Raw genomic sequence first — 13,717 nt, 5'->3', positions numbered from 1 at the left:
GCTTGGACCATGCCTATAACATCAGATCGACATACACCGTGCGGCTCACCACAATATCACCAACCACACATTGCCCAGTACTACTAATTTGGTAGTAGGTTTGAATTAAGATCCCATCTCGAATTACCTTACTGTTCGACGAGCTTGTGTAGTGGCAGTTTTCTAGTCCCGCTAAGGTGTTAAAACTAAAATTTGTCGGTGAACTACAATAGGGGGCCGTCGCTGCGCTGATAGGTAAATTTGCAGCTATTTGACACTCTATCCCTGCTTTTGCCGCATTGAGCGCCCTTTGTCCAAGCACTTCATGCACAATGGCATCTGCCGAACTGGCTAAAATTTTATTGAGACTTAGGCCTAAAAAAGCCAGCACGACGATGACAAACAGGGCCATCACTAACATACTGCCTCTTTGTTGAGCGCGTTGATGTTTAGGGTACATTAGGAATATGTACCTCAGTATTGTAATTAACGATTTCACCCTGCAATTCAAAAGCTAAACGTAGCTGTATCAAGGCACTTCGATTTAACGTTGGCCCACTGATACGAAAAGGCAACTCATTACTCAGGGTAAGATTGTTGTGCAGGTTTTGCCCCAGTAAATCTCCCCCCACTTGATATAAGGTTTGGTTATTGTTGATGTTATCTTGGTAGCGAAAAATACTGCCATTGCGGGCACAGAAACTAACGGTATTGCGGGCAAAATACATTCTAGAAGCAGGCGACGAATCGGCAAAAGCGCCACTGATCTCTAGCTCTGCAATATGACTCGTACTATCGGCAGTATTACAGTCACCATCACCATCAGGATTGCCGTCTTCATCGGCATCCATATCATCACTGCAGGCCAAAATGGTCTGACGTTTCAACGAATTACTGCCGTACACATCTTGGTTCGACGTTGGGTAAACAAAAGTGGAATCACCCGCTTGCCAAGCGTATTGATTAGCATTGTCGGCAAGTTCTACTACGCGGGCTAAGGTTGCCGTGCTGGGAATAACAGGCAGGGTGGTGTAGTAGGAAGCCCATAAAGCGGGCACAAACTCCAAACATTGGGTACCCGCACTGGCCGAATATTGCAAGCGCACACTGTTGGGTATCGCCGCACGTAATTCGCGGCTCACTCTTTCAATCACAAAACGCGATTGGCTTAATAATTGATCCCGCTCATTTGCATCGCTATAGATTTGCAGTCCACTGCGCAAAAAACCGGAAACCCCTACAGACACAATGCCCAATACCACGATTACCGTTATTAACTCGATCAAGGTAAATCCATTGGACAGTTTATTGGTCTGCTGATATTGCATCAATAATTACTCCGCAGGCCAGTAAATATTATAGGCTCGCCATTGGGGGTGATAATCGTAATTTGAATTAACTTAGTGTTGCCAATATAAGCTGAACCACCCGCTATAGCATCATCAATACCATCCATATTATCGTCATAGTAAACCCTGACTTGCGCTCTAAAACCAGCGTAAAAAGACTGACCATCAATTTCGATAACGTTGGCGTTAGCATCTAAGATTGCAATACCACTCTGATCAAGACCGTGATAGTCGTCTACGTCATTGTAACTATCTCGCGACTCGTTATCTGGCCCTAAATTATTACTGGTAGTGCAGGGATTCGCTAACTCGTTGCATCGCACTAATCCGCCACTGCGGTTAGATTGTTGATCAAAGGACTTAGCAAAAATTTCGTTCATCAGTGATTGGGCTAATTCTGCCGCTTTAACTTGTAAGATCGGCTCAACACTCCGAGTGGCGAGTGGCTTTATCAATGAAGCAAATAGACTCAAGGCCACGGCAAACACGACAATGCCAATAATCAGTTCGATAAGGGTAAAACCCTTAGCCAGAGTCTGTTTATGGGCAAACATGAATAAAACCTTGAGCTTCCACACAAACTGCAACAACTTGTTCACCGCTTAACTCGATTCGACAACCACTACTGCAGTTATTTGCACTGGTTAAGGGCCGTCCTAAATTATCGAAACCAATCGCAGTAATGGCGGTTGTTGCATCAAGGACAGAAGAAATCGTGACATTTTGCTCGAGCATTTCAGTAGCAGAAGTGGATAAGCTGTTAGCGAGTCCATAGTCAACAGTGTTGGCGCACGAAGCACTACTATCTGAGGTATTATACTCAGTCGTGGGCGGCCCAAACGCCGATGGTAAGGTGGTAAAATTAAGCTTAAAACAAAAGCCCCTGCGGGTATCTTGCATGCCCCGAGTTTGCATAGTGCGTAAACTGGACACCAGTTTACTTTGGTAGGCAAACTCAGCAAAACCCCGTGTGCCATTGAAGCGACTACCAATGGTAACGGCGAGAATACCTAATAATACAATCATAATAATCAGCTCTAATAAACTAAAACCTCGTTGAGTCTTATGACTATTATTCATTTTCATGCTCAGATATGTTTATTGTTGCCCAAAAAATAAAGGCCACTAATACAACATTAATGGCCTTAAAACTAGTTTGGGTAACAGCAAATAAATTAGTTACATTCACCAGTATATGACGTTACGGTAGCGGGTACATTAGGACCTGTAGAAGCTTTGTAAATAACTAAACAGCCGGTATCAGCAGCCGGGGAACCATAACTAAAAGTCGTATCCACAAAGTTATAAAAACGCAGGGTCGAGGTGCCAGCCAGTGGTCTACCCGTTGCTGCAGCTCCTCCGCCCGCTTCAAATGCAGGAAACATGTCAGCATCAACATCCACTAGTGCGGTTAAGTCCACAGAAGGCGCTAAATAACCATAAACCGTAGCATAGTCAACGCCACTAATTGTGACCGTACCCGTTGCACCTGTTTGTCCGGCAATCAAGGATTTACCGTATACGATAGAGTTAAGAGAACCAATGGCTCCTTCTACCGCTTTTACTGTACTGGCTTTAGCATCTTTTTGAATATCGAGAAATTTAGGTGCTGCGGTGACCGCTAATATACCTAAAATGACAATCACAATAATTAATTCGATTAATGTAAAACCTTTTTGTTGTTGCATGTTACTGTCCTCAATGGATGATTTTAAATTTTATTTTTGAAACATATCAGTAGTTTATAACACTAAACTCATTGTTGGCGCTAGTGAGTATTGTGAGTCAATACCATAACAAGGTATGTATAATTAAGTGTAACTGGGCCTAATTATTACTATATACGATGACTTGACCGATCCTTGGGTCATAGATAAAACCATTGCCACTTAGGTTATCTACAGGTTCATTGTTTTGATTCTTGATCGTTTGGGTTAAGTAGTAATAACACACGTCATTGCCACCAGAACCGCTACCTGCTCGAAGATTGGTAAAATAACGATAGTTTTTAAATGGACGATCGTTCCAATCTGACGAAATCGTTGGAGCGCTTTGCATTATTAAATTAAAGATACTTTCGCAATCTAAGGTACTCAACTGATTGTCTTCACTGCTACTATCAGTATCGAGTTGACCAGTGGGATAACCCGTATCTTTGTCAATCCCAATTTGAATGCTGTTAATGGTGACAAAGGTAGAGTTGGTACCGTTGTTCTCTTGCGGTCGACCTTCTAATTCCCATTGCGCACGCACTAAACCTACTGCAGATGCAAAACCACCCGCGACCCCATCAACTGTGGCATCTTCCGCATCTTTGGTGACATCCAGTAACCTAGGGAGAGCGGTGGCCGCCAATAAGCCTAAAATAACCACCACAATCACTAACTCAATTAAGGTAAAACCTTGGACCTGAGGCATTCTCGATAGATTGAATGTGGGTTGTCGAGTCTGTTTATTATTCATTTAAACCTCTTATTGAGTATATTTATGTGTCGCTGGCTAATTTTTGATTACTTCGCCGGTAAATACTTTGTATTCAAAGTACGAGCCACTAGACAGGCGATAGCGACAACGACTTTGTTCGACATCACCGCTAAGTCTTACCCCGTCATAAAACTCAGCAATGACTCTAAACCCGTCACTATCTAGGGGAATATTAAGCACCATATTCCAAATATCTTCACAACCTTTGCCACTTTGCGCCGCTTTAGGCCATCCATTTGCACTCATAAAAACAGGATGTTTATCTACCTCAACTAAGGTCTTTTCGTCATCTAATCGAGGTGCAAAGGTACTCATAATAATAATTTCAGGTCGTCCTTGAGCCTGCCACTGCCAATGTGCGCTATTAACACTAGTCGCAAAACTATTGGCCAAATTGTCTAAATTCACCCGTTTAATACTCGGTGATGTTTTATAAAAATACAAAATAAAACTTAGCATCAAGGCGACAAATATGACAATGACACTGAGATTAAAAAACACTGAACGATTACGCTCTTCTGTGGCTTGATTTTTCTGCATAAACTTAGCCCTTTATAGCCCCCATCATATCCCACATTGGAGTAAATATACCAAGTGCGAGCACCAATACCATACCTGCAACCAGTGAAATGAGTACCGGTTCAATTTTGGCTGTTAAGCTTTTCAAATCGTAATCCACCTCTCGCTCATAAAAGTCAGCGGCCTCTGCTAATAGCTCGTCTACACGCCCCGTTTCTTCACCCACGTTGATCATCTGCAAAACGAGTGGAGTAAATAAGGTACTGCTGGCAGCAACTCGCGACAAACTCTCGCCTTTTTCAATATTTTTACGCATAGCAATTATACGCGCTGCCATGTAAGAGTTATTGACCGCCTCAGCCACCAAATTCAACGCGCTAGTGAGGGGCACGCCTGCCACTAACATCATGGAAAAACTGCGGGAAAAACGTCCTAACAGAGTGCGTTCAAAAATGCTGCCGACAATGGGTAAACGCAGTTTAAGTTTGTCCCATTTATACTGGCCTTGTGGGGTTTGCAAATAACGCCGTATAAAATAAATACTGGCGATAATTCCCACTAATATATAAGCCCATTGCGTCACAAAAAAATGGGAAGAGGCTAATAACACCCGCGTCATTAATGGCAGTTCTGCGCCAAGTGAGGTGAACATATCGGCAAAAATTGGAATGACCACGATATTCATAATCACCATCGCGATAACAATGGCAAAAATAACAAATAGCGGATAGCGTGTTGCTGCTTTTATTTGTTTGCGTGTTTCTTGCTCTCGTTCTAAATAAAATGATAGTTGCAAAAATGCATCGTCTAACTTACCGGTGTTCTCACCCACATGCACAATGCTAACAAAAAGCTGACTAAAGATACTTTTGTGTTTATGCATGGCACTCGATAGTGTGCGCCCGCGCTCTAACTGGCTGGCGACATCTTGCAATGCAATAGCCATGCGTTTAGAACCACAGGTGTCAGCTAAGCCCTTAACTGCGCGTAATATCGGGATACCCGATTTTGCCAAAGAATACATCTGCCGAGCAAAAATAACTAAATCATCGAGTTTGACCTGCGGAGTTAAAAAATTTACGCCTTCAGGTTTGTTGACTTTTTGGGCAGAAAATTCACTTATTTCCAAAGGTATAACACTGCGGCCAACTAAAATTTGAGCAACAGAAGCTGCATCAGTTGCTTCCAATACACCAGTGGTTAACTCCCCCCCAGGTTTGCGCGCCTTGTAACTAAACTGGGCCATTTTCGCCATCACTTAGCTTTGCCTGCGGCTCAAGCTCAAAAGAAAATTCATTTGAGAAAGTAGGCGAACTTAATGTCTTAGCTTTACTAGCAGCTGCCAATTCTTGTTCCAAGGGTAAATCAGCACCATGAGCATCACTCAAACTACGCTCGTCTAATACTAATTCAATCAGTTTGAGTACTTCTTCTATGGTTGTGATCGCCATTTTTGCATACGTTAGGGCGACTTTTGCCAGAGGCACAAATCCAGGACTTTGCTTGGCTACATCAGCAAACAATACCGTATCGTTAACTTTTAGGGCATTCATCATGCTTTCACTCATTTCGAGTAATTCAAAGACGCCTAACCTGCCTTTGTAACCTGACTTTCCACAACTTGAACACCCCTTGCCATGATAAAAATTCACCTCACCAAGCAAGGGATCAATACTTTTTAACCACAATAACTCTTCAGCATGGGGCTGATAAGGAACTTTACAGTTTTCACAAATTTTACGCACTAAACGCTGTGCCACAATGGCTCTAAGTGAGCTTGCTACCAAATAACCTGGTGCGCCCATATCCAGCAAACGCACTGCACTGCTGACAGCGTCGTTAGTATGTAATGTTGACAGTACAAGGTGGCCAGTTAAGGCCCCCCGTAGACCTATTTCGGCGGTTTCTTGATCACGCATCTCGCCGACCATAATAATGTCAGGATCTTGGCGTAAGGTAGTGCGCAACACACTGGCAAAGCTCAAGCCAATCTTGTTATTAGTTTGCACCTGATTAATACGTGGTAACCGATACTCTACTGGATCTTCCACGGTAATAATTTTAGTAGAGGCCTGATTTAGTTCGCTTAAGGCTCCATATAAGGTTGTGGTTTTACCTGAGCCTGTTGGACCGGTCACCAAAATCATGCCATGAGGGTGTTTCAATAAACTACGAAAACGTCTCAATATACTGGGCGGCATGCCCGTTTGATCTAAGGTCAACAAACCAGCAGATTGATCAAGCAAACGCATAACCACTGATTCGCCATTTTGAATAGGCATGGTGGACACCCGCACATCAATAGTATGCCCTTTAATTCTGATGCTGGTACGACCGTCCTGTGGTAGGCGCTTTTCTGAAATATCTAAGCCAGACATTAATTTAAGCCGCAGCACCAAGGCCGACGCCACGTTTTTTTCTTGAATAACGTTTTCTTGCAACACTCCATCCACACGCATGCGTATGCGCAACAGATTTTCATCTGGCTCAATGTGAATATCTGAAGCTTTGGTTTGTACCGCATCTTCAAAAATAGATTGGAGTAAACGCGCTACAGCAGTATCTTGCTCATCACCAATGCCGCTGTCTATTTCGAATTCAGACCCTTCTTGATATTCTTCTGCCAATTCTTGAGCAAAAGAAGCAATTTCTTCAGTGCGCCGATAATAGGTATCGTAGGCATCTAATAACTGACTGTCGCTAACAACCGCAACTTTGATGGGTTTGTGCAATAGGCCAGACAATACGTCTACCCCAGCCAAGTCAGCGGGGTCACTCATGCCGACCAGAAAATGATCTCCTTTGTCATCTAACACTAGGGCGCGATGGCGGCGAGCTTGCACTTCTGGCAACTTATTAACTGCGCTAACCGACACATTGTATTGGCTGATATCCACCAAGGGCACCTTCAGGTGCTGTGACAAAAAACTCACTAATTGCGCTTCAGTAACAAATCCTTGTTCTATTAGTACATACCCAAGCTTGCGACCGGACTCTTTTTGCGTCGCTAAGGTTTGCATCAACTGCTGTTCAGTAATAATGCCTTGTTGAACCAATAAATCGCCTAAGCGGATCTTAGTTTTTGGGTTCATGGCCTACCCACCAATATTTGCAGCCTTTGTTCAATAAAATCGCTTACTGGGGCATCGAATTGAGCCAAACTTAAGGCCTTTTGGTAAGCCTCTTTAGCTAGGCTTTGTGCACCTAATTTTTCTTGTGTAATACCCAAGCCGAGCCACCATCTTGCTTGATATGCCTGTGCTTGAGTCAAGGCAATATAATCACGTTTGGCAAGTAAATAATGGCCTAATTGTTGTGCTAGGTTTGCGCGATAAGCCCAATAATCAATTTCAATATGTTGTTCAGGCTCTATTTCATTAAGTAATGTCCACGCGCTGGGTGATTGTTGTTGTTGCACATATAAGCGGGCCAACATCAGTCGAAGATCGCCACGCCGTGAATTTTGTTGAATACTAGATTGCAATAAGGTTGTTGCTCTTTGCCGCTGATTATTAGCAAAGAGCAATGAAGCGAGCTTTTTCAACAAGCTAAGATTATTTGGCTCCTGCTCAAGCAAAGTGCTTAATAATGTAATGGCTAAGGCATCATTATTGTTGGCTAAGGCATCTTTTATATTGGCCCGTAAACTCGCCGTCTGATTAGCCTGACTACTACTTTGCATGCTAAATACCGATGGCGCTGACACGGGATCAATCGCTGCAACTTTAGGGGCTGGGGGTGCAGCTACTGCAACCAGTTGAGTTTCGGCAGGTAAACCCAATGCCGAGGGTAAGGTTTCCTCGAAGTCGTTTGCTTGGTTTACGTCTGAGACCAAAATAGTATTGGCTTGCTTATCACCAATTCGCTGGGTAGGCACATTCAGTGAAGTATTTTGCTCTGCAGATTGAACCTGTTCAAGCTGCGAACCGCTGGCAGCCACTAACATTGGTTTACTTGGAGCTTGAGTCTCTTGGCCGACGTTTTGCTCGGCCGTATCAGCAGATATAGGCTGCGATGACTTCAAAAGAGAACCACTGCTGTTTAATAACCAGTAAGCACCAGCCAGCACAACTAACAGACATAAACTGAGTATCCACCACCAATGGACTCGACGCTGAGGTGCTTGATAATCAGCAGACACCGAGGTATCACTTGCCTGGCGAGCCTCTAAGTCTTGCAGCATTTTATTGACTACACTCATAAATAAAACCTTTGATAAGCGTAATAAAGAGCTGCCGATAATACACTCAGCAAACAAAGGCCTAAGCTAATTTTTAACATTAGTGACGAGCTCAGGTAGGCGGCTTCAGTATCAACTATAGCGGCATTGATTTGCCTTGAACTAACCTGTTGCTGCCCTTCTCCATAAGCCAACATCAGGCTTTTATGGCATAACACGTTGACAATTCGCGGAGTACCTTTACTGGCCTTAAATAGCAATTTACAATTTTTCTTGGAAAAAATTTCAGCGCCGCGGTACCCGGCGACGAACATCCTGTGCCTGACATATTGATACACTTGATCAGCGTCCATTAAGCGTAAAACATAGGAAAACGTCACACGTTGTTTAAGCTGACGTAATTCAGGCAAAGCCAACTTTTCATCCAGTTCAGGTTGACCAAATAACACCACTTGTAAAAGCTTACGAGATTCCGTTTCTAAATTGGTCATCAAGCGCAGCGCTTCGATACTTTCGATGGGCAAAGCCTGGGCTTCATCAATAATTAATACCGCGGAGCGGTTTTGCCGATGAATATCGATTAAACGTTGTTGAATACGCTGAGTAAATTCTTGTTGATCGGCCAAGGCCGTCAATTCAACATTGAGTTCGCTGGCCACAGAGCGGCGCAACTCAGTGGGTGTCAAACAAGGATTAGGGATATAAGCCGCAACAAAATGCTGAGGAAGTTCGTTCAGTAACTTGCGACAAATCAGGGTTTTACCTGTGCCCACTTCGCCCGTCACTTTTATAAAACCCTCGCCACATTTAAGTGCCGTCATCAGTACATTGAGCGCCTCTTTATGACTCGGCAAGCCAAAAAAGTAACTCGTATTTGGCGTTAAGGTAAAGGGCAGCTCTTTAATACCAAAATGGTAAAGGTACATAGTTACTCCACGTGCAACCAATCGGCCATTTGGTCGCGGCTACGTTGTAACTGATTTCGCCATGTTTGGGCATCAACCACGGTTGGTTTTAGCAAAATAACTAACTCTTTTTTTACCTCGGTCTGTTTTATCGATTTAAATAAGTTTCCGAAAAATGGAATATCACCTAGTAGCGGGGTTTTCGATTCTGAATCGGTAATCATCGACTGCATTAAACCGCCTATCACCACAATTTCGCCTGAACGGGCGCGGATAATAGTGTCAGACTCACGAATATTACTTTGCGCTAAAGGCAAAATATATTGCTCTTGATTTAGCGTCACTATTTTTTCTTGTTCTTGCGTTTCAATGACTGAAGGATGCACATGCAACAGAACCACACCGTCTTTATCGATCTGCGGGGTAACATCGAGGGCAATGCCAGAAAAGAAGGGGGTCAATTCAATATTCGGTACGACAGAGGTGGTACTCGCGGAGATAGTGCTTTGGCTTGATACGTCGGTGACAAAATATTCATCATCGCCCACTTTAATCACCGCTTTTTGATTATTAACGGCCGTCACCCTAGGGCTTGATAAAACCTGCACATTGCCTTGGGTTGCTAATAATGACAGGACACCCGAAAAGTCTTTATTAACAAAAGACAGACTGGTGATATTGCCTAACGCAGCACTAATATTGTCGCCAATGCTGCCTGAAGACGTTGAGTACTGAAACTCAGTGCTGCCCACATTGGCCAGTATTTGTCCCCAATTAATGCCTTGTTGATACCCATCACTTAAGGAAACTTCTATGATGCGCGCCTCGAGTATCACTTGGCGCTGAATAATCTCTTCAGAAACCTGTAAAAAATGCTTAATCGCCCGGATTTCATCGGGCATAGCTCTAACCGTAACAAGGCCTGCTTGAGGAGTAACCGTTACGGTTTTACCCTCAGCAATACCGATCATTGACTTTAGCGTGGTCAATAATTCAGTCCAAAAGTCCGTTTCAGTCCGAGTGGATATATTGGTGCCATTGGCATTGTTGCTGCCATTTAGGTTATTACTGTTATTACTGCTGTTGTTATTGCCACTGGAGTTGCCGGAAAAATTATTTTGCGAACTACTGCTATTATTGCCTTGTTGTTGAGACACACCGCCAGAGGTAATACTGGTTTGAGTAATACCATCGCGCTTCATCAATAAATAATTAACCGCAAACGTCTCTGTCCGCAACCCTGCAGGATAAATGCGATAAATATTTTGTTTCCGTTCAATTTGATAACCGTACATTTCTGAAACCAGTTCAAACACCTCGTCTAAAGCCACTTGTTTTAGGTCTAACGAGATGGAGCCAGTAACATCAGGATGAACGGCGACGCTGTAGGGCGTATCTTTTACTATGCCTGCAAAAAAGGTGGCCGCATCAATTTGCTGGGCATTAATATCATATTTGCTTTGACCAAACAGTGGATTATCGCCACTTGCCACATCTGGCAACAACGCTTGGCTAACTGCTTCTGGTAAGGCACTTAGCTCTTGGCTTTTATCTATCTTTGGCGCTTGATACTCAGCCAGTGCCGAATCCATCGCAATACTCGATTGCGTAGACTTTTGGGGACTTTGGCAGGCAGCCAATGCTGCACTCAATACCAATAAAACTATTATTTTAGAAATCATCGTTAGCATCTTTTTTAATATCATTATTAATAAGCTGAAGAATTTTATGCCCCTCTGGACCGCGCAATTCCACCCTATTTTTGGCTATTGAGAAAATGGTAAAGCCCTGAATTATCTGCCCTTCCACAAAGCTTTTATTATTAATAATTGCCTGTTTTGACTGTTCACTGATAAAAATGGCTGAGAGCAACAATGAATCAACTTGCCCACTGCTGCGGGCGGCACTATTAGCTTCTTGAGGACGAGTTGGGTCAGGTAAGACTTGCGCACTCACCCCACAATGAAAAGTGAGTAAGACCATAAGACAGACTATTTTTATCATTTATACACCTATGAATGCCTTATTAGTACTTAATGTATATATTTCTAATTCAACCACGGCTAAAGGGTACTCACTGACTTTGTAATCAAATTTTTTCCAATAAAATTGCCAGTCAAGTGCTTCAAGTTTGGCTAAGTAACGTTGAATATCAAAATATTGTCCTTCAACAATGAGCTTAACACCATGCCGATATAGGCCCCCTGCAGCGTTTTGTTCAACAGAGTCATTTTCTTTGACTTTTAACACTGGGGTAGGAGGAATGGATTGCAAACTAATCACTTTTAAACCGCTTGAGCTGGCTAACACATTTTCCAACATACGGGGCATTTGATTAGCGGGAACCAAATTGGCGGTATACAGCGCTAACTGTTGTTCTACTCGCATAATGTGCAATTGCAGTTCAGCGATACGAGTGTTAACTGACAAGTTAGGGTCGAGCTGCAAGGCTTGACTGAGCTCTTGGGTTTGTTGCAGCAGTGATTGAGACTCATTCTGGCTGCGTTGAATATTTTCTTTTAACGCGTTATTACTCAGCAACTGTGGCTCAAGCAACAGCATATGCAACACAATAGCCAGCAGCATAAAACCGCAGATAAGTACCATAATTTGTTCGCGGGAGGTAATAGCGTCAAACTTTGTATTTAGTTTGGCGAATTCGCTGTGCAAGGTATTATTCACGCCCATTCCCTCCCTCTGTCACTAATGCGCCCTCGCTAGGTGAGCTGGAAAGACTAAAGTGTAATTGTTGTTCTGCATCTCGAAACAATCGGGTTTCGGCAAATTCTTGTCCTTTGAAATAGGCGGTCGTGCCAAGGCTATTAATCCAAGAGGGCACCAAGGACGAATCAAGCGTCTTACCGACTAACTTAACTTGATGGCCATCAAGTGAAACTTGCGTTAACCACAGGCCCGTTTGATGGTGATTGGCCAAATCAAGCATAAGAGTAGAAAAGCCATTAGTTTTGAGGTCTTCTTGACCTTGCAGCTCCTGCAATACCCGATTTTTTACTCCCAACTCTGAAACTTTTTTATTCACCTCTTGCAACAATAATGGATCGGATTGACGGTTAGCCAAACCCGTTTGCAAGGTGGCCACTAAGGTAGATTGTTCTTCATTTTGCTGATTAAGTTTATTAAGCTGGTCTGTGAGCGTTTGTTGCTGATTTAGCTTAACCGCCCAGAATGTCAGTAAAACCACGACCATCAGTAACCAACTTGACAAAAGAATACCTACAGACAACAACCGTAATGTCGGTTGAAATTCTGCCGAATATAAATTGACCTTGGTTTTCATCGAGCAATCTCACTGACATTTTCCATTGCTGCGCCGATGCTGGCATAAACCTGAGTTGAAAAAATCAAATCCTCTTTGTGTTTTATCGATGGCTTCAAGTCGCTCACATTGATAAATATTAATGCTTTAATCAATTCAGTTAGCTCTGCTTGATAGAGAGTATCAAGTGATAAATAAACCTGTTTTATCGGTGCTTGGCGCAATTGGCTTTCGAAATAATCCATCGAGCGCTGAATTTCTAAGGCCAGATTATCTGCGATACCTAATTGTAGTTCTTGCGCCGAGAAACTCGCTAAGTTTTCATAACCTCGTAAACGACGCGAAAAGTATAATAAGCCATTTTTTACGATGTTAAGACTAATTTGCTCACCCACATTTTGATACAGCACAATAGCAGCCTGATCATTGGCCTCCAGCAAATTACAATTTGATAGTTCTTCTATGGTAATGCCTGCAAGTTGCAAACCAGCGCCGAGCACCGCATCACGCAGCAGCCGTAACTCCTGTTTACCCAAAGCAACGACATTGAGTTTTTTGGCATTGGCTGGCGCCGCAGGTAAGTCAAAGTAGTCAATGGCTAACTCTTCGTCTGTGGCCAACTGCTCTTTAACTGTCCATTGTAAGGCTTGGGTAATTTCGCTAGCGAGTACTTGCGGTTTATCAAGTTGCAGCAATTGATATTTGGCTAAGGATAGGCTGACATAACATTGAGTGTTTTCAAGATGCTGTTGTTTAACATAAATGCTGAGCTGGGCGGCCCAATCAGCGCCAATAATCTTATGTTGTTTTACCCAAGTCAATTCACCATTCAAACGCTGCAGAGTAGCAATATGTAGCTCATTAATACCGTATTCTATACCCACACTGTGGTACGAAGAGGCTTTTGTGAACCGGCGTTTAATATATTCTCGCCACCCTATTTGCATTTGATTTGCTTGTTCCTGACTTTTTTATCATTACAGCAAAGTTATTGAAAAAGTACCAGTTATATCAGTTATTTAGA

Annotated in this window: 16 protein-coding genes; all 16 read right to left on the bottom strand. The window is 43.1% G+C overall.

Annotated features, from left to right (window positions below):
* Nucleotides 1-13: 13 nt before the first annotated feature.
* The 16 genes from ABKW31_RS14610 to ABKW31_RS14535 all read right to left on the bottom strand — a co-directional run bounded on the left by ABKW31_RS14610 (nt 14) and on the right by ABKW31_RS14535 (nt 13,640).
* Nucleotides 14-439 carry an MSHA biogenesis protein MshP gene (locus ABKW31_RS14610; protein WP_348617291.1) on the bottom strand — a complete coding sequence of 142 codons (426 nt, stop codon included), beginning with the start codon at nt 437-439 and terminating at the stop codon, nt 14-16.
* On the bottom strand, nt 429-1,307 hold the full coding sequence (locus ABKW31_RS14605) for a type II secretion system protein (RefSeq protein WP_348617290.1): 879 nt from the start codon (nt 1,305-1,307) through the stop codon (nt 429-431). Before ABKW31_RS14605 ends, ABKW31_RS14610 begins: the two co-directional genes overlap by 11 nt.
* Nucleotides 1,307-1,882 (bottom strand): type II secretion system protein, encoded by a 576-nt coding sequence (locus ABKW31_RS14600; protein ID WP_348617289.1) that lies wholly within the window; start codon nt 1,880-1,882, stop codon nt 1,307-1,309. The genes ABKW31_RS14605 and ABKW31_RS14600 overlap by 1 nt, the downstream gene beginning before the upstream one ends.
* Entirely contained in the window at nt 1,869-2,408 is a 540-nt protein-coding gene (locus ABKW31_RS14595) for a type II secretion system protein (protein ID WP_348617288.1), read from the bottom strand. The genes ABKW31_RS14600 and ABKW31_RS14595 overlap by 14 nt, the downstream gene beginning before the upstream one ends.
* A gap of 95 nt (nt 2,409-2,503) precedes the next feature.
* The gene (locus tag ABKW31_RS14590; protein WP_348617287.1) at nt 2,504-3,016 is read right to left on the bottom strand and encodes a prepilin-type N-terminal cleavage/methylation domain-containing protein; all 513 of its coding nucleotides are present in this window, start codon (nt 3,014-3,016) and stop codon (nt 2,504-2,506) included.
* Between the two features lie 139 nt (nt 3,017-3,155).
* On the bottom strand, nt 3,156-3,791 hold the full coding sequence (locus tag ABKW31_RS14585; RefSeq protein WP_348617286.1) for a type II secretion system protein: 636 nt from the start codon (nt 3,789-3,791) through the stop codon (nt 3,156-3,158).
* Nucleotides 3,792-3,827: 36 nt separating this feature from the next.
* Nucleotides 3,828-4,352: a hypothetical protein gene (locus tag ABKW31_RS14580; protein WP_348617285.1), complete on the bottom strand. Its 525-nt coding sequence runs from the start codon at nt 4,350-4,352 to the stop codon at nt 3,828-3,830.
* A gap of 4 nt (nt 4,353-4,356) precedes the next feature.
* Nucleotides 4,357-5,577 carry a type II secretion system F family protein gene (locus ABKW31_RS14575; RefSeq protein ID WP_348617353.1) on the bottom strand — a complete coding sequence of 407 codons (1,221 nt, stop codon included), beginning with the start codon at nt 5,575-5,577 and terminating at the stop codon, nt 4,357-4,359.
* Complete coding sequence (locus tag ABKW31_RS14570) at nt 5,564-7,423, bottom strand: ATPase, T2SS/T4P/T4SS family (protein WP_348617284.1); 1,860 nt, start codon at nt 7,421-7,423, stop codon at nt 5,564-5,566. Before ABKW31_RS14570 ends, ABKW31_RS14575 begins: the two co-directional genes overlap by 14 nt.
* Entirely contained in the window at nt 7,420-8,532 is a 1,113-nt protein-coding gene (locus tag ABKW31_RS14565; RefSeq protein WP_348617283.1) for a tetratricopeptide repeat protein, read from the bottom strand. The genes ABKW31_RS14570 and ABKW31_RS14565 overlap by 4 nt, the downstream gene beginning before the upstream one ends.
* Complete coding sequence (locus ABKW31_RS14560; protein WP_348617282.1) at nt 8,529-9,437, bottom strand: AAA family ATPase; 909 nt, start codon at nt 9,435-9,437, stop codon at nt 8,529-8,531. The genes ABKW31_RS14565 and ABKW31_RS14560 overlap by 4 nt, the downstream gene beginning before the upstream one ends.
* 2 nt (nt 9,438-9,439) lie before the next feature.
* Nucleotides 9,440-11,098: a pilus (MSHA type) biogenesis protein MshL gene (mshL, locus tag ABKW31_RS14555; RefSeq protein WP_348617281.1), complete on the bottom strand. Its 1,659-nt coding sequence runs from the start codon at nt 11,096-11,098 to the stop codon at nt 9,440-9,442.
* The gene (locus ABKW31_RS14550; RefSeq protein WP_348617280.1) at nt 11,088-11,420 is read right to left on the bottom strand and encodes a hypothetical protein; all 333 of its coding nucleotides are present in this window, start codon (nt 11,418-11,420) and stop codon (nt 11,088-11,090) included. Before ABKW31_RS14550 ends, mshL begins: the two co-directional genes overlap by 11 nt.
* The gene (gene gspM, locus ABKW31_RS14545) at nt 11,421-12,104 is read right to left on the bottom strand and encodes a type II secretion system protein GspM (RefSeq protein ID WP_348617279.1); all 684 of its coding nucleotides are present in this window, start codon (nt 12,102-12,104) and stop codon (nt 11,421-11,423) included. It lies immediately after the preceding gene.
* Nucleotides 12,091-12,714, bottom strand: coding sequence for a PilN domain-containing protein (locus tag ABKW31_RS14540; RefSeq protein WP_348617278.1), 624 nt, complete (start codon nt 12,712-12,714; stop codon nt 12,091-12,093). The genes gspM and ABKW31_RS14540 overlap by 14 nt, the downstream gene beginning before the upstream one ends.
* Nucleotides 12,711-13,640: an MSHA biogenesis protein MshI gene (locus ABKW31_RS14535; protein ID WP_348617277.1), complete on the bottom strand. Its 930-nt coding sequence runs from the start codon at nt 13,638-13,640 to the stop codon at nt 12,711-12,713. Before ABKW31_RS14535 ends, ABKW31_RS14540 begins: the two co-directional genes overlap by 4 nt.
* Between the last annotated feature and the right edge of the window lie 77 nt (nt 13,641-13,717).

This window comes from Paraglaciecola sp. 25GB23A, from assembly GCF_040012495.1.
Taxonomy (GTDB): Bacteria; Pseudomonadota; Gammaproteobacteria; order Enterobacterales; family Alteromonadaceae; genus Paraglaciecola.
This window is presented reverse-complemented; position numbering and strand designations above follow the sequence as displayed.